This is a genomic window from Bradyrhizobium zhengyangense (assembly GCF_022012435.1).
In the GTDB taxonomy this organism is placed as follows: Bacteria; Pseudomonadota; Alphaproteobacteria; order Rhizobiales; family Xanthobacteraceae; genus Bradyrhizobium; species Bradyrhizobium zhengyangense.
Genome location: NZ_JAKLUA010000008.1, coordinates 247,483 through 267,223 on the forward strand (window position 1 = coordinate 247,483; position 19,741 = coordinate 267,223).

Consider the following 19,741-nt stretch of genomic DNA (forward strand, 5'->3'; position numbering starts at 1 on the left):
GAAGGGATCTTGCGATGTATCATTTCACCGCCCTCGTCACGCTGCTTGCGCTCGCGTTTTATTTCTTCACCTGCATCAACGTCTCGCGGTCGCGGACCAGGACCGGCGTGAAGGTGCCGGCGATGTCGGGCCATCCGGATTTCGAGCGCGCCTTCCGCATCCAGATGAACACGCTGGAATGGATGCCGATCTTCCTGCCGTCGCTGTGGCTGTTCGCAATCTACATCAGCGATGCCATTGCAGCCGCAATCGGCGCGGTCTGGATCATCGGCCGCATCGTGTATTTCATCGGCTATTCGCAAGCCGCCGCCAAGCGCGGCCCGGGCTTTGCGATCCAGGCGACCGCGGCGATCGCGCTGTGGGCGGGGGCGTTGTGGGTCGTGGTGTTGAGGGTGGTGTGAGGCAAGATCGCGCCTCAATCTCAGCCGTCGTCCCGGACAAGCGCGCCCCTAGGCGCGCGCCGATCCGGGACGACATTGGGGCTTGTAGCGCTAGCTCAACCCCTCACTTCGTCAGAGGGCAGCCGCTGTCCTTGGCTGTCGAAAACGCCTGGTCGCCGGGGACGACGGCGAGCTGCTTGTAATAGTCCCACGGCTTCTTCGATTCCGAGGGCTTCTTGACCTCGAACAGATACATGTCGTGGACCATGCGGCCGTTGGCGAGCACCTTGCCCTTGGCGAAGGCGTCATCGACCGGCAATTCCTTCAGCTTCTTGGCGACCGCGTCGGTGTCCTTGGTGCCGGCGGCTTTCACCGCCTTCAGATAGCTCAGCGTCGCCGAATAGGTACCGGCATGGATCATGCTCGGCATCCGGCCGGTGCGCTTGAAGAAACGCTCGGAGAAGGCACGCGAGGCATCATCATGATCCCAATAGAAGCCTTCGGTCAGGACCAGGCCCTGCGCCGCCTGCAAGCCAAGACCGTTCACCTCGGCGAGCGTCATCAGCAGGCCGGCAAGTTTCTGGCCACCCTGCACGATGCCGAATTCAGCCGCCTGCTTGATCGAGTTGGTGGTATCCTGACCGGCATTGGCGAGGCCGACGATCTTCGCCTTCGAACTCTGCGCCTGCAGCAGGAAGGACGAGAAGTCCGACGAGTTGAGAGGCACGCGGACCGAGCCCAGCACCTTGCCGCCGCTGGCCGTGACGATCTCGCTGGTGTCCTTCTCCAGCGCATAGCCGAACGCGTAATCAGCGGTGAGGAAGAACCAGGTGTCGCCGCCGGCCTTGGTCAGCGCGCCGCCGGTGCCGACCGCAAGCGCGTGGGTATCGAAGGCCCAGTGGAAGCCGTAGGGCACGCATGAAGCGCCTGTTATGGCCGATGTCGCCGCGCCGACCACGATGTCGATCTTCTTCTTTTCCTTCGACAGCTCCTGCACTGCGAGCGCGACCGACGAGGTCGTCAGCTCGGTGATCATGTCGACGTTCTCGGCGTCGTACCAGCGGCGCGCGATGGATGTGGCGAGGTCAGGCTTGTTCTGGTGATCGGCGGTGACCATCTCGATCTTCTGGCCGAGCACCTCGCCGCCAAAATCCTCGATCGCCATCTTCGCTGCTTCGACGGAGTACTTGCCGCCGTAATCGGCATAAACGCCGGACTGATCGTTGAGGATGCCGATCTTGACGCCTTGCGCGAAAGCCGGCGCGGCCAGCAAAAGGGCCGAGGTTGCGACAGCGGCCAAAAGTCCTGATTTCATTCGTTATCTCCCAGCAGTGTTCTGTTTTGAAATCGCGCGGATATTAGTGAAGAACGGGGGGCGTGCCCATGGGTTTCGTGCTGATCGTTGGCAGGGGCGCCAAGCAAAAACTGTCGTCCCGGCGAAGGCCGGGACGACGTCGAGATTTTGGATACGTTGGTGGTCAAGATGACGAGACCGCCCCCTTCTCGTTCCGGCCCTCGGCCAGGTTCCGCACCACGACATAGAAGATCGGAGTGAACAGCAGCCCGAACAGGGTGACGCCGATCATGCCGAAGAACACGGCAACGCCGACGGCCTGGCGCATTTCGGAACCTGAGCCGGACGAGATCACCAGCGGCAACACGCCGAGGATGAATGCGAAGGAGGTCATCAGGATCGGCCGCAGGCGCAGGCGGCAGGCCTCGATCACGGCCTCCAGCCGCGGCTTGCCCTCCTTCTCGATGTCGCGCGCGAACTCGACGATCAGGATCGCGTTTTTCGCCGCCAACCCCACCAGCACGACGAAGCCGATCTGGGTGAGGATGTTGACGTCCTGGCCCATGATGCGCACGCCGATCGTGGCAGCGAGCAGGCACATCGGCACGATCAGGATCACCGCGAACGGCAGTGTCCAGCTGCCATATTGCGCGGCAAGCACGAGATAGACGAACAGTACGCAGATCGGGAACACGTAGAGGCCGGCATTGCCGCCGTTGATCTGCTGATAGGACAGGTCGGTCCACTCGAAGGTGAAGCCGCTCGGCAAAGTGTCGTCGGCGAGCTTCTTGATGGCATTGAGCGCGGTGGTCGAGCTCGTGCCCGGCGCCGGCTCGCCCTGAAGCTCCGACGCCGCATAGAGATTGTAGCGCGCCACGCGATCGGGTCCCGAGACATCCCTGAAGTCGACCACGCTGCCGAGCATCACCATGTCGCCGGAGGCGTTGCGCGTGCGCAGGCGCGCGAGATCGCTGGGCTCTTTCCGGAACGGGAAGTCAGCCTGCGCGGTGACGTGATAGGTACGGCCGAACAGATTGAAGTCGTTGACATAGGTCGATCCGAAATAGGTCTGGATCGTGTCGTTGATGTTGGCGATGGGCACGCCAAGCTTCTGCGCCTTGGTGCGGTCGATGTCGACGAACAGCTGCGGCGTATTGGCGGAGAACGGCGAGAACACCGTGGGGGCAAGGAGCGCTGGCGATTTGCGCGCCGCGGCGACGAGTTCGTCGGTTGCGGACGCCAGCAGCTCCGGTCCACGCCCCTGCCGATCCTGGATGCGGATGGTGAAGCCACCGCCGGTGCCGATGCCGGGCACGGCCGGCGGCGGAATCACGATGATGAAGGCGCCCTGGATCGCAGCCAGTCGCTTGCGCAGCTCGGCTGTGATGGCATTCGCCGTCAAGCCCTTCTTCAGCCGCACCTCTGGCTCATCGAAAACAGGGAAGAGCGCCGCCGCATTGCCGGCCTGCGTGCGCGTCGCGCCGGAGAAGCCGGCGAAGGCCGCGACGCGGACGATACCTGGCGTATCCAGCGAGATCCGCTCGATCTCTCGGACAATTTCGGTGGTCCGCGCCAGCGATGCCGCACCCGGCAGCTGCGCCGAGATGATGACATAGCCGCGATCCTGCGCGGGGATGAAGCCCTGCGACGTCGTCCCGATCAGCCAGCCTGCGCTGCCGATGAGCACGACATAGATCAGGATCATCACCACGGAGTGCCGGATGACGAAATTGGCGAGGCCGGCATAGCCGTGCGAGAGCCGGTCGAATACGCGGTTGAAGACGCCGGTGAAGGCATTCCATCCGCGCGCGAACAGATTCCACGCGGCAGGCGGCCGCTTCTCGGCGTGGGGCGTGAGGATCAGCGAAGCCAATGCCGGCGACAGCGTCAGCGAGCAGAAGCAGGAGATCGCGGTCGCAACCGCGATGGTCACCGCGAATTGCTGGAAGAATTGCCCGGAGATGCCGCCGAGGAACGCGGTCGGCACGAACACCGCGCAGAGCACCAGGGCGATCGAGACCAGCGCGCCGCCGACCTCCTCCATCGTCTTCAGCGCCGCGTCGCGCCGGCTGAGCCCGTGCTCGAGATGCCGCTCGACATTCTCGACCACGACGATGGCGTCGTCGACCACGATGCCAACCGCAAGCACGAGCCCGAACAGCGTCAGATTGTTGATGGAGAAGCCGAGCGCCGCCATCACTGCAAAGGTGCCGACCAGCGACACCGGAATGGCGATGATCGGGATGATCGCCGGCCGCCATCCCTGCAGGAACACCAGCACGACGACCACCACGAGCAGCATGGCTTCGTAGATGGTCTTGATCAGTTCGTGGACGGACTGTGCGATGAATTCGGTCGGATTATAACCGATGTTGAAGTCGAGGCCCTTCGGAAAGCCCTGCTTGAGCTTCGCCATCGTGTCGGAGATGTTCTTGGCCGTCGCGAGCGCATTCGATCCCGGCCGCTGCGTCACCAGCATGGCGACCGCGGATTTACGCAGCAGGAAGCTGTTGGTCGAATAAGCGAGCGCACCGAGCTCGATGCGAGCGACGTCGCGCAGGCGCACCGTGCGGCCGTCCGAGCCGGCCTTGATCAGGATGTCCTCGAACTGTTTCTGGTCTTTCAGCCGCCCGGTGAAGACGAGGTTTGGCTGGAAGGCGCGGTCGGCAATCGGCGGCTCGGCGATCTGGCCGCCGGCAATCTGCACGTTCTGGGCGCGGATCGCGGCCAGCACCTCGGTCGAGGTCAGGCCAAGATTGGCGATACGATCAGGGTCGAGCCACAGCCGCATCGAATAGTCGCGCGCGCCAAACATCTGGATGTCGCCGACACCGTCGATGCGGAGCAACTGGTCGCGGACCTGCAGCAGTGCATAGTTGGAAATATAGAGCTGGTCGAACGTGTCGTCCGGCGACAGCATGAACACGACCATCAGGATGTCGGGCGAGTTCTTGCGGGTGACGACACCGTTGCGCTGCACTTCATCCGGAAGCTGCGGCTGCGCGATCGCGACCCGGTTTTGAACCAGCACCTGCGCCTTGTCGAGATCGGTGCCAAGCTTGAAGGTGACGGTGATGGTGAGCTGGCCGTTCGAGGTGGCCTGGCTGTAGAGATACAGCATGTCCTCGACGCCGTTAATCTGCTGCTCGATCGGAGCAGCGACGGTGTCGGACACGGTTTGCGCCGAGGCGCCGGGGTATTGGGTGGTGACGACGACGGTCGGTGGCACCACTTGCGGATATTCGGAGATCGGCAGCGTCGAATAAGCGAGCGTGCCGACGATCAGGAGCACGATCGACAGCACCATCGCCAGGATGGGCTGGTTGATGGACAGACGGCCAAGATTCATGACTTGTCACCAGCCTTCGCACCGGTCTTGCCACCTGCCGGCGCTTGAGCAGGAGATGGGGCGACCTTGGCGCCGACACGCGCGCGCTGGATGCCGTTGACAATGACGCGGTCATCCGCGTTCAACCCCTCGCGGATGACGCGCAGGCCGTCATCGAGCGGTCCGAGCACGACGGGCCGCGCTTCAACGGTATCGTCGGACTTCACCACGAAGACGATCTTGCGCGACTGGTCGGTGGCGATTGCGGTATCCGGGATCAGCAGCGCTTCGTACGGCGCGCTGCCGATCAGGCGGACGCGACCGAACTGGCCGGGCAGGATCGAGAGGTCAGTGTTCTTGACCACGGCGCGGCTGCGCAATGTGCCGGTGGAAACATCGAGGCGGTTGTCGAGGAAGTTGATGGCGCCATCATGCGACGGCTTGGTCTCGCCCGCGAGCGTCACCTGCACGGGGTTTGCGGTGTCGCGCGAACTTGGGCGTTTTCCCTCGAACCAGAGCTTGCTGTATTTGATGAAGGTCGTCTCATCCATGTCGAAATAGATGTAGATCGGGTCGAGCGAGACGATCGAGGTCAGCAGCGTCGAGGTCCCGGTGTCGCTGCCCTGCACGAGGTTGCCGGGGCTGACCAGATGGCGGCTGACGCGGCCGGTGAGTGGCGCGGTGACATGGGTGAACTCGATGTTGAGCCGGGCGGCCTTCAGCGCGCCCTCGGCCTGGGTCTCGGCAGCGTGCGCGGCCTGCAAGGCTTGGCGGCGCTGGTCGACGACCTGCTCGGAGACCGCGCTGGTCTGCACCAGATTCAGGCCGCGGTCGAGCTCGCGCTTGGCAAGTTCCACCTTGGCGCGGGCGTCGGATAGCTGGCCGTCGGCCTGCTCGGCCACCGCCTCGAACGGCCGCGGGTCGATGACGTAAAGCAGATCGCCCTGATGCACGATCGCGCCATCCTGGAACTCGACCGAGTTGACGAAGCCGCCGACGCGGGGGCGCACCTGCACCTCCTCGACCGCCTCGAAGCGACCGGTGTACTCGTCCCAATCGGTGACGGTGCGCTTGACCGGCTGGGCAACGGTCACGGGCGGAGGCGGCGGCGCGGCCGCTTGCGAGGTCGGTTGTCCGCAACCGCTGAGGGCGACGGCCGCAGCAAGAAGACCGGCTAGCGCATAAGGCCGGAGCTGAACGAAATCGTGCGTTTTGACAAATTGCTCGCTTCCGTCCGGTCCACTCATCCCAGGTCCTCGCATGAAAGCCGCGGAAAATGCAGGGTAGTCCTCTACCCGCGGGCGCCACAAGATGGGTGGCGATGATGAAATCTTCAAGACTACCTCGCGCACAATGCTCGGCAGGATGCCCTGGCCTGATGGCGAGTTGACACGCGCTCTCTTCGCCTATTCCCGCCTGCGGAGAGGGAGAAGAAGCGCCAGCGTCTTCGCACATGACTGAGGCGGCCGGCTTGGCTAGACTACCCCTTACAAAACAAGACGAATTGTCCGGGGAGGACAGGCGTGCACCAGGGACGTGTCGTTTATGGCGCGATCGAGGAGGTCGTGTTTGGCCATCCGGCGGCGGAGGCCATCGTCGCGCAGATGGACCGGCTGGGAACCCGCCGCGCCTTCCTGATGGTCTCGGGGACGCTGAACCGAGAGACCGACGAAATCACTGAGATCGTAAAGGCGCTCGGTGCGCGCTGCGCCGGGCTGTTCGATGCGATGCCGGCGCACACGCCGCGCGAGGCGGTGATAGCGGCCACCAATGCCGCGCGCGCGGTCGACGCTGACCTGATCGTCACCGTGGGCGGCGGCTCGATCACCGACGGCGCCAAGGCGGTGCAGCTTTGCCTTGCCAATGGCATCGACGATATCGCCGGCATCGACCGCATCCGTGTGCACAAGGGCATCGCGCCCGAGATGACCGCACCGACCGTGCGGCAGATCAGCGTGCCGACCACGATTGCAGGCGGCGAGTTTTCATCGATCGCCGGCGTGACCGACCGCATCACGCATGTGAAGCAGATGCTGCGGCATCCGCTGGCCGTGCCGCGCGCAACCATCCTCGACCCTGCCATCACCGTGCACACGCCGGAATGGCTGTTTCTCTCCACCGGCATCCGCGCCATCGATCACTGCGTCGAGGCGATCTGCTCGCACGAGACGCATCCCTATGCCGACGCACAGTCGGTGAAGGGCCTTGCCATGCTCGCCGACGCGCTGCCGCGGGTGAAGGCCGACCCCCGAGATCTGGACGCGCGGATGGACGCGCAGATCGGCACCTGGCTGTCGATGGGCGCGCTCGCGGCCGGTGTGCCGATGGGCGCGAGCCACGGCATCGGCTATGTCTTGGGCGCGGCCTTCGACGTGCCCCACGGCCACACCTCCTGCGTCATGCTGCCTGCGGTGATGCGCTGGAATGCGAGCGCCAATGCCGAGCAGCAGATGATCGTCGCCGCCGCGATGGGCTTCCCCGGCCATAACGCCGCCGACGTGCTCGATGCCTTCATCCGCTCGCTGGGCATGCCGCGTCGCCTTGCCGATGTCCGCGTCTCGCCGGGGCATTTCGACGTCATCGCCGAACAGGCCATGCGCACGAACTGGATCCCGCGCAATCCGCGCAAGATCGAGAGCCCGGCGCAGATTCGCGAAATCCTCGATCTCGCCGCATGATCTTCAAGCCGGAGGACTGATGTACCCAGGTCTGCATGCCCGCCTGCGCCCGCTGCAACCCGCCTTCATCATGGCGGCAACCGGCGAGGCGGTCACCTATCGCGAACTCGATGCGCGCAGCAATCGCCTGGCGCATCTGTTTCGTAAGCATGGCCTGAAGCGGCTCGATCACTACTCGATCTTCATGGAGAACAACTCCCGGTATCTCGAAGCCTGCGCCGCGGGCGAGCGGTCCGGCCTGTACTACACCTGCATCAACTCCTTCCTGACGCCGGGCGAACTCGCTTATCTCCTCGTCAACAGCCAGTCGAAGATCCTGATCACATCAGTGGCGAAGCTCGACATCGCGCGCGAGGCGATCCAGGCTTGCCCCGACGTCAAGCTCTGCATCGTCGCCGACGGCCCCGGCGAGAGCGATCGCATTGTGGGCCTTGCCGACGTCAACGCGGATCTGCCGAAGACGCCGATCGCGGATGAATGGCTCGGCACTGCGATGCTGTATTCCTCCGGCACGACGGGACGCCCAAAAGGAATCTTGCGGCCACTCCCGGAGGAGCCTCCAAAGCACAATCTGCCGCTGTTCGATTTCCTCACCAAGCTCTGGCACTACCGCGAGGGCATGGTCTATCTGTCGCCGGCGCCGCTCTACCACTCCGCGCCGCAGGCCGCCGTGAATCTCACGATCCGCATGGGCGGCACCGTGATCATCATGGAGCATTTCGACCCTGAACGTTACCTCCAGCTGGTGCAACAATGGGGCATCACCCACACCCAGCTGGTGCCGACGATGTTCTCGCGGATGCTGAAGCTGCCGGAAGAGGTGCGCAAGCGCTACGATCTATCCTCGCTCGAGATCGCGATCCATGCCGCCGCGCCCTGCCCCGCATTGGTGAAGGACGACATCATCAAATGGTGGGGCCCGATCATCCACGAATATTACGGCGCCACCGAAGGCCTCGGCTTTACCGCCTGCAACAGCGAGGAATGGCTTAGCCATCGCGGCACCGTCGGCAGGGTGCTGCTCGGCGATCTCCATATTCTCGACGAGAACATGCAGCCGTGCCCGACCGGCACGCCCGGCCAGGTCTGGTTCAAGACGGGCTCGCCGTTCGAATATTTCAACGACCCGGAGAAGACGAAGGAGGCGCGCTCGGCCGACGGCAGCATGAGCACGGTCGGCGACGTCGGCTATGTCGACGAGGACCGGTTCCTCTATCTCACCGACCGCGCCACCTTCATGATCATCTCCGGCGGCGTGAACATCTATCCGCAGGAATGCGAGAATTTGCTGATCACCCATCCGAAGGTCGCGGATGCCGCAGTGTTCGGCGTGCCCAATGCCGATCTCGGCGAGGAGGTGAAGGCCGTGGTGCAGCCGATGCCGGGCGTAATGCCCGGCGAGGCGCTCGCCGAAGAGCTGATCGCCTTTTGCGCAAAATCGCTGTCGCGGCAGAAAGTGCCGCGCTCGGTGGATTTCGAGAAGGAATTGCCGCGGCTGCCGACGGGAAAACTGTACAAGCGTCTGCTGAGGGACCGGTACTGGGGCAACAAGACGTCAAGGATCGTGTGAGGCCCCGATGTCGTCCTGGCGAAAGCCAGGACCCATACCCGTGATATGTCGATTTGCAGAAGGTAGCAGTACCAAACGACCAATCTTCGCCAAACATCTCCCTGGGGTAGCGGGTCCTGGCTTTCCGGCGGAGTTTGTTGATGCGACCTCCAACATCTGCACGGGAACCGTGCGTTCGCACCTGCACTCTCACATTGTGAGAGAATCACCCCGCGGCTTTTCGTCATCCGAATTACCAAGACAGTACGAGCCCTTGCCGGTTGCCTCCCTCCACACGGCTCGGCTATCGTCCGGTCAAACAGGCCAAAAGCGGCCCAAGAGACTAATGTCCAGGGAGGACCGAGGATGCGGAGCGTGTGGGCGCTCGCCGCGACGGCGGCGTTGTCTTTGCTGGCGTTTTCGACCACGACATTCGCCGGCGAGCCCAAGCAGGGCGGAATCCTGCGGATGTATCACCGCGACAGCCCGGCGAATGCGTCGATCCTCGAGGGCGCGACCTATTCGGTCAACGTGCCCTTCATGGGCGTGTTCAACAATCTCGTCATCTACGATCAGCACATTGCGCAGAACAGTCCTGATACACTCAGGCCTGAGCTGGCCGAGAGCTGGTCCTGGAGCAGTGACAACAAGAAACTGACGTTCAAGCTCCGCCAGGGCGTCAAATGGCATGACGGCAAGCCGTTCACGTCGGCCGACGTCAAATGCACGTTCGATCTGCTCATGGGCAAGTCGCAGCAGAAGCTTCGGCAGAATCCGCGCAAGGCCTGGTACAGCGAGGTCGACGACGTCACGCCAAACGGCGACTTCGAGATCTCCTTCAACCTGAAGCGGCCGCAGCCCTCGCTGCTGGCGATGCTCGCCTCTGGCTATACGCCGATCTATCCCTGCCATGTCTCGCCGGCGGACATGCGCACCCATCCGATCGGGACCGGGCCGTACAAATTCGTCGAGTTCAAGGCCAATGAATCGATCAAGCTGACGCGGAATCCGGACTATTGGAAGAAGGGCCTGCCCTATCTCGACGGCATCGAATACACGATCATCCCGAACCGCTCGACGGCGATTCTCGCCTTCGTCGCCGGCAAGTTCGACATGACTTTCCCGACGCATATCACCATCCCGCTGCTCAAGGACATCAAGTCGCAGGCGCCGAACGCGGTCTGCGTCGTCGAACCGACCAACGTCTCGACCAACATCATCGTCAATTCGAGCTCGGCGCCGTTCGACAACATCGATATCCGCCGCGCGATGTCGCTGGCACTCGATCGGAAGGCCTTCGTCGATATCCTGTTCGAGGGTCAGGCCGACGTCGGCGGCACCATGCTGCCGCCGCCGCAAGGCATCTGGGGCATGCCCAAGGACAAGCTCCAGACCATTCCGGGTTACGGTCCGGACGTGAACGCGAACCGCGAGGAAGCGAAGAAGCTGATGCAGAGGGCCGGTTACGGCCCCGACAAGCATCTCGCCGTAAAGGTTTCGACACGCAATCTCGCGGAATATCGCGATCCTGCGGTGATCCTGATCGACCAGCTCAAGAGCATCTATATCGACGGCGAACTCGATGTCGTCGAGACTGCGAACTGGTTCCCGAAGGTCGCGCGCAAGGACTACATGCTCGGCCTCAATTTGACCGGCAATTCCGTCGACGATCCGGACCAGTCCTTCTACGAGAACTATTCCTGCGGTTCGGAGCGGAACTACACCAATTACTGCAACAAGGAGATCGAGAAGCTGTTCGACGTGCAGTCGCAGGAGATCGACACGAACAAGCGCAAGCAACTGGTCTGGGACATCGACAAGAAGCTGCAGGAGGACGTCGCCCGCCCGATCATCTTCCACGCACGGGCCGGCACCTGCTGGCAGCCTTACGTCAAGGGGATCACGATCATGTCGAACAGCTCCTATAACGGATTTCGCTACGAGGACGTTTGGCTCAACAAATAGTGCGACAGGCTGAAGACTAGCGGCTCGACAGGAGAGCACGGGATGTTTGCCTATCTGGTGCGGCGCCTGTTGCTGATGCTCGTGACCCTGATTGGGATCTCGATCGTCATCTTCTTCCTGTTGCGCATCGTTCCCGGCAACATCGTCGACATCCTGTTCGCCGCGGCCGGCTATGTCGATCCCGCCGACAAGGTCGATCTCGAGAAGCAGCTCGGCATCGACCAGCCGCTGGTGGTGCAATATCTGCACTGGATCGGCGGCTTGCTGCATGGCGATCTCGGTTACTCCTATGTCTCGGAGAAGCCGGCGCTGCAGGAGATCCTGCCGCGAATCCCGATCACCGCGCGGCTCGCCGGCCTCGCATTGCTGTTCTCGGCTTCGATCGGCATTCCGCTTGGCGTCATCAGCGCGGTCAAGCAGGGCTCACGGATCGACTACGCCTTGCGCGTGGTGAGCCTGAGCGGATTGTCGCTGCCCTCGTTCTGGCTTGGCCTGCTGGTTCTGACCGCGTCTGTCGCCATGTTTGGGCAGATGCCGATCTTCAATCCCAATCCGCAGAGTCTTGGCGAGGCATTCGCAACCTATTGTATCCCTGCGATGGTGGTCGGTTTCCGCAGTTCAGCGCTGACCATGCGGATCACGCGATCCTCGATGCTTGAGGTGCTGCGGCAGGACTATATCCGCACCGCCCGCGCCAAGGGTGCCTCCGACGCCGCGGTGAACTATCACCATGCGCTGAAGAACGCGATTCTGCCGGTCATCACCGTGATCGGGATCGAGGCGGCGTTCCTGATCGGCGGCCTCATTGTCACCGAGACCGTGTTCAATATCCCGGGCGTCGCCCGCTTCCTGGTCGAGGCGATCCGCTGGCGCGATTATCCGATCGTGCAGAACCTCGTGATGCTGATTGCCGTCGTGGTGGTGAGCGCGAATTTCATCGTCGACATGCTGTACGCGGTGTTCGACCCGCGCATCCGGTACACGGATTAGGAGATCAGCTTGGCCGCGATCGACTTCGACGTTGAACTGAGGCGGGCCGGCGCCCATGCGACCGGCGGCTGGCGGCGCGTGCTGTTCCTGGCGCAGCGGCACGTGCTGGGCGCGGCCGGACTGACCATCATGGCGGTGTTCGTGCTCACCGCGATCTTTGCCGATTTCATCGCGCGTTACGATCCCCTGACGGTCGATGCCGCGCATGCGCTGGCGCGCCCGAGTCTTGCCCACTGGATGGGCACGGATTCCTTCGGCCGCGATGTCTTCAGCCGCATCATACACGGCGCGCGGATCTCGCTCGCAGTCGGGATCGGCTCGACCGCGCTCGGCGGCACGATCGGTGTGATCGTCGGGCTGACCTCCGGCTATCTCTCTGGCTGGGTCGATCTCATCTTCCAGCGCGTCTCAGACATCTTGCAGGCGCTACCGCTGCTGGTGCTGGCCCTGATCATGACGGCCGCCCTCGGCCCGTCGCTGCCGAATGTCATTCTCGCGATTGCCATTCCGCTGATCCCGACCGTGTCGCGCGTCACCCGCGCCAACACGCTGGCGCTGCGCGAGCAGCCATTCGTGGAAGCCGCGAAATCGATTGGCATGAGCGAGGTGCGCATCGCGCTGCGCCACGTGCTGCCGAACACGCTGGCACCGTTGATCGTGCTCGCCACCGCTCAGCTCGGCTCGACGATCCTCACCGAGGCCTCGCTCTCCTTCCTCGGCCTCGGTATCCCCGAGCCTTATCCGTCATGGGGCCGCATGCTCTCGGAGTCCGCCGCCGAATATGTCCGCACCGCACCGTGGCTGGTGATCTTCCCGGGCATCGCCATCAGCCTCGCCGTATTCGGTGCAAACCTGTTCGGCGACGCCCTGCGCGACATCCTCGATCCCCGGCAGCGCGGCTGATGGCTGATACCTCCGATCTCGTGCTTGACGTGAAGAACCTGAAGACCGTGTTCTTCACCAATTCTGGCCTCTTCAAAGCCGTCGACGATGTCTCCTTCACCGTGAAGCGCGGTGAGACGCTGGCCATCGTCGGCGAATCCGGCTGCGGCAAGAGCGTCACCGCGCTGTCCCTGATGCGGCTGGTGTCCGATCCGCCCGGCCGTATCGTTGGTGGCTCGATCATGCTCGAAGGCACCGATCTGCTGGCGCTGGACGAAGCGGCGATGCGCAAGATCCGCGGCAATCGCATCTCCATGATCTTCCAGGAGCCGATGACATCGCTCAACCCTGTCATCCGTATCGGCGATCAGATCGTCGAAGCCGTGCGGCTGCATCGGAACTTGTCGACCAAGGAGGCGCGTAACATTGCGGTCGAGATGCTGCACCTGGTGCGCATCCCCGAGCCGGCGCGGCGCGCGCGCGAATATCCGCATCAACTCTCCGGCGGCATGCGTCAGCGCGCGATGATCGCGATGGCGCTGGCATGCCGGCCGGCGTTGCTGATCGCGGACGAGCCGACCACCGCGCTCGACGTCACCATCCAGGCGCAAATCCTGGCCCTGATCCTCGATCTGCAGAAAGAGCTTGGTACCGGTCTCGTGCTGATCACGCACGATCTCGGCGTCGTCGCGCAAACCGCGCAGCGCGTCATCGTGATGTATGCGGGACGGAAGGTCGAGGAAGCCAGCGTCGAGGCGCTGTTCGCAGCACCAAAACATCCCTATACGCGCGGGCTGATGGCCTCGATTCCCGCAGTGCCTGCGCCCGGCATCGCCGCGCAGGAACGGCTGAACGAAATTCCGGGGACCGTCCCCTCGCTGGTGCGGCTGCCGAAAGGCTGCGCCTTCGCGCCACGCTGCAAGCTCGCGGTGAAGCGCTGCGAAGCCGAATATCCGCCGCTGGCCGATTGGGGCGGCGGCCACCTCGCCGCCTGCTGGCGCGCAGCTGACGTGGCGGAGGTGGCATGAGCGAGGTTCTACTCGAGGTCACCGACCTCAAGAAATATTATCCGGTGCGCGCCGGCGTGCTGCGCCGGCAGGTCGGCACCGTGCATTCGGTCGACGGCGTCTCGTTCTCCGTTGGTGCGGGCGAGACGCTCGGCCTTGTCGGCGAATCCGGCTGTGGCAAGTCGACGGTGGCGCGCAGCGTGCTTCGGCTGATCGAGCCGACGTCAGGCCAGATCCGGCTCGACGGCGAAGACATTACCCATCTGTCCAAGACGGCGCTGCGGCCGCATCGCCGCGCCATGCAGATCGTATTCCAGGATCCGTTCGCCTCGCTCAATCCGCGCATGACCGCGGGCGATATCGTCGGCGAGCCGATTGCGGTCCACGGGCTCGCGACCGGCCAGGCACTAGAGGCGCGCGTTGCAAAGCTGTTCGAGCAGGTCGGCCTTCGGCCCGACCAGATGCGCAACTTCCCGCATCAATTCTCCGGCGGTCAGCGCCAGCGCATCTGCATCGCGCGCGCGCTGGCGCTGGGGCCGCGCCTGATCGTCTGCGACGAGCCGGTGTCAGCGCTCGACGTATCGATCCAGGCGCAGGTGATCAATCTCTTGATCGACCTGCAGAAGCAGCACGGCTTCTCCTATCTCTTCATCGCCCACGATCTCGCCGTAGTCGCCCATATCAGCCATCGCGTCGCGGTGATGTATCTCGGCCGCATCGTCGAGATCGCCGACAAGGATGAGCTGTTCCGTAACCCCCGCCATCCTTACACGCAGGCGCTGCTCGCCTCGGTGCCGATCGCCAATCCGTTGGCGAAGAAGCTCGCGCCGCTGGTGGACGGCGACGTGCCTAGTCCCGTCAATCCGCCGCCCGGCTGCGCGTTTCACACCCGCTGCCGGTTTGCGATGGAGCGTTGCAAGACGGAGCGTCCGGTGCTGATGGAGGCGGGTGACGGGCACCAGGTGGCGTGCTTGCTCAATGACGGGACAGGCCGAAGCCAGTAGGCCGCAACGCCCGGATCACCGGCCAGGCCGCCAACGCAGCAGCCAGATGCTTGAGCGTGTGACCCGAGACAAGGTGCCCGGTCGCTTCGAATATGGTCACATCGCCCAGCTCGAAAAGCTTGGCCAGGACATAGAAGACAATCACGCCGCCGAGCGGCACGCCGATCGCGCCGGGCCGCGGCCGCGTCAACGCCAGTCCCACAGCCAGCGCCATGCCGCCGTACTGCACGACCACCCATGGCGTGAGGTTCTCGCGCGCGACCCAGGCCGCGAGCAGGCCGGCAACCATCATCAGCACCAGCACGGCCTCGCCTGCGCGCACGCTGATGCGCTCGCTGGCCGCAATGCCGAGAAAGCCAGCGAACGCCACCGCCATGCCGAGACGATCGGCCACGAGCCGTTGCGGCATGTCGGGGTCGAGGTGATAGAAGCCCGAACCCACGCATGTGAGGATCAGTCCAACGAAGAACCAGCTTGCACCCACGGGGGCGTCATTGCCGCCGCGCAGCCGCTCCGTGCCCCAGACACCCATCGCGAGGAAGGCGAGATTACTCAGGACGTCGCCGGCGTTGGGCACACCCAGCCAGGCGCGCGTGTCGACGAAATGCGGGATGTGCCAGCCGGCGGCCGGCAGCGCGGGGGCGAGGAAAGCCGCAAGTCCGAGCACAGAGAGCGCCGCGAGCAGATATTTTTCGCGGACAGTCGGCAGGAGCCGACCAGGCATCGACAGCAGCGGGGCCTCGGTCGCTTGGGCTTGGTCACTTGGGCGCAGCATGCAGGCCTCCGAATTGAACATAGTTCAATACCAGTAGACCAAAATTGAACATTGTTCAATAAGATTCGCGCGCGAACCTGATCCGGCTTTATCCTATTGAGATTATTTACACTCTGATCGAGACGGAGGCGGTCCCGCAGGATGGGCAAAGCGACTTTCCGCCGTGCTCGAAGAGCGAAGCCGGCACGGCACTTTGCGCCTTTGCCCACCCAACGAGACTGCGTTCGCCGCGCTATGGTGCCCCGATCTCCGCAACGATCCGGCCCGTCGTCACCTGCTCGCCCTCGGCGACGTCGATCGCAGCGACGACACCGTCGATGCCGGCCTTGTGGACGTGCTCCATCTTCATCGCTTCCAGCGTCAGCACCGGCTGACCTGATGTGACGCGATCGCCCGGCTTGACCAGCACGGCGACAACGCGGCCGTTCATGGCGGCGCGGACCTTTCCATCGCCGCCGTTGCTTGCTGCAGCTTTGGGCGCAGCGAGCGTCAGATCATTCACCGAGACCGGGATGCCCCGATGCTGGACGTAAAATCGGTCGCCCTCACGCAGGAATTTTGCGCTGTCCATCACGCCATCATGACGGAAGCGGATCATTTCCGAATCGAGCTGCGCGATCTCGAATCTGTCCCGCCGTGCCCCCGTGGCGACGATGTAGTTGCCATCGCGCTCGCGGGTGACCTCGAGCTCATGCGCGTGACCGGCGATCTCGATCTTCGCGGGCAGAGGAAACGTCGCCGACAGGCTGCGGCCAGCTCGCCATGCCGGCGCGCGCGGATTGGTGACGTAGAGCAACAGGCCGGCCAGCGCCGCATTGAATGCAGCGTCCGCACGCGGCGCCAGCAGCTCGTCGCGATGCGCACCGATGAAAGCCGTCGTCGCCTCGCCTTTGGCAAAGCCGGGATGACGCAGGCACGAGATCAGGAACGCCTGATTGGTCGTCACGCCAAGCGCCGTGAGCTGCTCCAGCCCGACGATCAGCCGCCCCCTTGCCTCCTCGCGCGTCGCACCATGGCTGACCAGCTTGGCAATCATGGAATCGTAGAACGGCGGGATCTCCGCCCCCGATTGCAGCGCATGCTCGACGCGGATGCCATCAGGCACCTGCCAGCGCGCCATACGGCCGGATTGCGGCATGAAATCCCGCGCGGCATCTTCCGAGCAAAGCCGCACCTCGATCGCGTGACCTGAGAATTTGATGTCCTGCTGCTTCACCGGCAAGTCTTCGCCGCGCGCGACACGCAATTGCAGCTCGACGAGATCGAGACCGGTGATCGCCTCGGTGACGGGATGCTCGACCTGGAGGCGCGTGTTCATCTCCATGAAGTAGAATTCGCCGCTGGTATCGAGCAGAAATTCCAGCGTGCCGGCGCCCTCGTAGCGCAGCGCCTTGACGGCAGCGACCGCGACCTCGCCCATCTTCGCACGCAGCTCCGGTGTCACCGCTGGCGACGGCGCCTCCTCGATCAGCTTCTGGTGTCGCCGCTGCACCGAACAATCGCGTTCGCCGAGATGGATGGCGTTGCCATGGCTGTCGCCGAACACCTGGATCTCGATGTGCCGGGGATTTTGAATCGCGCGCTCGAGGATGACCGTGGGATCACCGAAAGCCGCCTTCGCTTCCGACCGCGCGCTACGCAGCGCATCCGGAAACGACGCTGCGTCGACGACAAGCCGCATGCCGCGACCGCCGCCGCCGGCGACGGCCTTGATCATCACGGGGAAGCCGATCTTTCCGGCCTCCGAAAGCATAACTTCGTCGCCCTGGTCGGCGCCTTGGTAGCCGGGCACGATTGGCACGCCGGCCTTTTTCATGATCTCCTTGGCGCCGGCCTTGTTGCCCATCGCCTCGATCGCCTGTGGCGACGGGCCGATGAAGATGAGACCGGCATCCTTGCAGGCTTGCGCAAAATCCTCGTTCTCGGCAAGGAAGCCGTAGCCGGGATGCACGGCATCCGCGCCGCTCGCTTTGGCAGCTTCGATGATCGCGGGGATGTTGAGATAGGATTGCGCCGGTAAGGCCTCGCCGATCCGCACGGCCTGATCGGCCTGCTTGACGTGGAGCGCATCGCGATCCGCGTCCGAATACACCGCGACGACACCAAGACCGAGCTGCCGCGCGCTACGCATGACACGCAATGCGATCTCGCCACGATTGGCGATCAAGACCTTGAAGAACGGCCGGTGCTGCACTGATCCGTTCCTCATGGGCGGGCCACTGAAAACTGCATGCGCTGGGGCATGCGTGCATCGCCCTCGCGACAGATCGCGAGCACTTCGGACAGCACCGCGCGGGTGTCGCGCGGATCGATCACGCCGTCGTCGAGCACGCGGGCGCTGGTCGAGAATACGTCCATCTGGCCGTCGAACACGCCGACGATTTGCGCCTTCATGGCGTCAAGCTTTTCCTTCTCGACCGGCTTGCCACGTCGCGCGGCGGCGGCTTCCGTCACGATCGCCATGGTCTCGGCAGCCTGCTCGCCGCCCATCACCGCGGTCTTGGCGTTCGGCCAGGAGAAGCAGAAGCGCGGATGGAAACCGCGGCCGCACATGCCGTAATTGCCGGCACCGAACGAGGCGCCGCAATAGATGGTGATCTGCGGCACCGTCGCAGACGTCACCGCCTGGATCATCTTCGAGCCGTGCTTGATCATGCCGGCCTCTTCATAGGCCTTGCCGACCATATAGCCGGTGGTGTTGTTGAGATAGAGGATCGGCGTGCGGGTCTGGCAGCACGCCTGGATGAAATGCGTCGCCTTGTTGGCGCCGGCAGGATCGAGCGGGCCGTTGTTGGTGATGATGCCGATCGCCTGGCCCTCGATGCGAGCATGGCCGCAGACGGTGGCCGGGCCGTAATTCGGCGCCATCTCGGTGAAATCGGAATCATCGATGATGCGCGCGATCACCTGCTTCATGTCGACCGGACGCTTGTGGTCCATCGGCATGATGCCGAGCAGATCGTCCTGGTCGTAGCGCGGCGGCTTGAATTGTGCAGCCGCCCTGCCCGGCCGCTCCCATTCCAGCGCGGCCATGATCTCGCGCGCGATGCGCAATGCGTCGCGATCGTCCTCGGCGAGATAGTCGCCAAGACCGGAGATTTGCGTGTGCATCTCGGCGCCGCCGAGCTCTTCCTCGGTCGCGATCTCGCCGGTCGCGGCCTTCAGCAGCGGCGGCCCCGCAAGGAAGGCACGGGTACGGCCGCGCACCATGACGATGTAATCGGACAAGCCGGTCTGGTAGGCGCCGCCGGCTGTGGACGAGCCGTGCGTCACGGTGACGACGGGCAGGCCCGCTGCCGAAAGGCGCGCGAGATTACGAAAGATGTTGCCGCCGCGGACAAAATCCTCGACGCGGTAGCGCAAGAGATTGGCGCCGGCGCTTTCGACCAGCTGGACGTAAGGCAGCTTGTTTTCCAGCGCGAGCTCCTGGACCCGCAGCGTCTTGTCGAGGCCGTAGGGCTGCAGCGCGCCGGCATCGATGCCGGAATCGCTGGCGCTGACCATGCAGCGGATACCCGAGACAAAGCCGATGCCGGCGATGACGCCACCGCCAGGCACGCTCTTGCTCGCGTCCGGCACGTCGAACATGTAGCCGGCGAGCGTCGACAGCTCGATGAAGGGCGTGCCGGGATCGAGCACCAGCGCGACGCGCTCGCGCGGCAGCAGCTGGCCCCGCTTGTGGAACCGTTCTTTCGCTCCGGCCGACGCTGCACGCGTACGCTCTTCCAGCGCCCGCATGCGGTCGATCAGGCCAAGCATGCCGTCGCGGTTGGCGTGGTAGCCGGCGTTGCCTGGGGAAATGGTATTTTCGAGAATGGACATGATTCTATCCTACCCGTCATTGCGAGGAGCGAAGCGACGAAGCAATCCAGGAATGTATCTTCGGAGG

The 19,741-nt window shown here is 63.8% G+C and carries 14 protein-coding genes; 8 read left to right on the forward strand and 6 right to left on the reverse strand.

The window, feature by feature from the left end:
* Window positions 1–14: 14 nt before the first annotated feature.
* Window positions 15–401, forward strand: coding sequence for an MAPEG family protein (locus L6637_RS24930; RefSeq protein WP_237860265.1), 387 nt, complete (start codon window positions 15–17; stop codon window positions 399–401).
* A gap of 103 nt (window positions 402–504) precedes the next feature.
* Here the strand turns inward: L6637_RS24930 and L6637_RS24935 are convergent, their stop codons facing one another.
* The 3 genes from L6637_RS24935 to L6637_RS24945 all read right to left on the reverse strand — a co-directional run bounded on the left by L6637_RS24935 (window position 505) and on the right by L6637_RS24945 (window position 6,249).
* A complete protein-coding gene (locus tag L6637_RS24935; protein WP_237860266.1) occupies window positions 505–1,695 on the reverse strand; it encodes an ABC transporter substrate-binding protein in 1,191 nt (396 codons plus the stop codon).
* A gap of 163 nt (window positions 1,696–1,858) precedes the next feature.
* On the reverse strand, window positions 1,859–5,023 hold the full coding sequence (locus tag L6637_RS24940) for an efflux RND transporter permease subunit (protein WP_237860268.1): 3,165 nt from the start codon (window positions 5,021–5,023) through the stop codon (window positions 1,859–1,861).
* On the reverse strand, window positions 5,020–6,249 hold the full coding sequence (locus tag L6637_RS24945; protein WP_237860270.1) for an efflux RND transporter periplasmic adaptor subunit: 1,230 nt from the start codon (window positions 6,247–6,249) through the stop codon (window positions 5,020–5,022). The genes L6637_RS24940 and L6637_RS24945 overlap by 4 nt, the downstream gene beginning before the upstream one ends.
* A 276-nt stretch (window positions 6,250–6,525) precedes the next feature.
* On the opposite strand from L6637_RS24945, the gene L6637_RS24950 reads away from it, so the two are divergent.
* The 7 genes from L6637_RS24950 to L6637_RS24980 all read left to right on the forward strand — a co-directional run bounded on the left by L6637_RS24950 (window position 6,526) and on the right by L6637_RS24980 (window position 15,077).
* A complete protein-coding gene (locus L6637_RS24950; RefSeq protein ID WP_237872289.1) occupies window positions 6,526–7,680 on the forward strand; it encodes an iron-containing alcohol dehydrogenase in 1,155 nt (384 codons plus the stop codon).
* A 19-nt stretch (window positions 7,681–7,699) separates the two neighbouring features.
* Window positions 7,700–9,250: an AMP-binding protein gene (locus L6637_RS24955; protein ID WP_237872291.1), complete on the forward strand. Its 1,551-nt coding sequence runs from the start codon at window positions 7,700–7,702 to the stop codon at window positions 9,248–9,250.
* A 345-nt stretch (window positions 9,251–9,595) separates the two neighbouring features.
* Window positions 9,596–11,194 (forward strand): ABC transporter substrate-binding protein, encoded by a 1,599-nt coding sequence (locus L6637_RS24960; RefSeq protein ID WP_237872294.1) that lies wholly within the window; start codon window positions 9,596–9,598, stop codon window positions 11,192–11,194.
* A gap of 42 nt (window positions 11,195–11,236) precedes the next feature.
* A complete protein-coding gene (locus L6637_RS24965; RefSeq protein ID WP_237872296.1) occupies window positions 11,237–12,184 on the forward strand; it encodes an ABC transporter permease in 948 nt (315 codons plus the stop codon).
* Between the two features lie 9 nt (window positions 12,185–12,193).
* Complete coding sequence (locus tag L6637_RS24970; RefSeq protein ID WP_237860281.1) at window positions 12,194–13,087, forward strand: ABC transporter permease; 894 nt, start codon at window positions 12,194–12,196, stop codon at window positions 13,085–13,087.
* On the forward strand, window positions 13,087–14,094 hold the full coding sequence (locus tag L6637_RS24975) for an ABC transporter ATP-binding protein (RefSeq protein ID WP_237872298.1): 1,008 nt from the start codon (window positions 13,087–13,089) through the stop codon (window positions 14,092–14,094). The genes L6637_RS24970 and L6637_RS24975 overlap by 1 nt, the downstream gene beginning before the upstream one ends.
* Entirely contained in the window at window positions 14,091–15,077 is a 987-nt protein-coding gene (locus L6637_RS24980; protein ID WP_237860287.1) for an ABC transporter ATP-binding protein, read from the forward strand. Before L6637_RS24975 ends, L6637_RS24980 begins: the two co-directional genes overlap by 4 nt.
* Here L6637_RS24980 and L6637_RS24985 read toward each other — a convergent pair.
* The 3 genes from L6637_RS24985 to L6637_RS24995 form a co-directional block, all read right to left on the reverse strand.
* Window positions 15,049–15,852 (reverse strand): hypothetical protein, encoded by an 804-nt coding sequence (locus L6637_RS24985; protein WP_237872299.1) that lies wholly within the window; start codon window positions 15,850–15,852, stop codon window positions 15,049–15,051. The genes L6637_RS24980 and L6637_RS24985 overlap by 29 nt on opposite strands.
* 232 nt (window positions 15,853–16,084) lie before the next feature.
* Complete coding sequence (locus L6637_RS24990) at window positions 16,085–18,061, reverse strand: acetyl/propionyl/methylcrotonyl-CoA carboxylase subunit alpha (protein WP_237872301.1); 1,977 nt, start codon at window positions 18,059–18,061, stop codon at window positions 16,085–16,087.
* Entirely contained in the window at window positions 18,058–19,674 is a 1,617-nt protein-coding gene (locus L6637_RS24995) for an acyl-CoA carboxylase subunit beta (RefSeq protein WP_237872303.1), read from the reverse strand. The genes L6637_RS24990 and L6637_RS24995 overlap by 4 nt, the downstream gene beginning before the upstream one ends.
* Window positions 19,675–19,741: the final 67 nt, after the last annotated feature.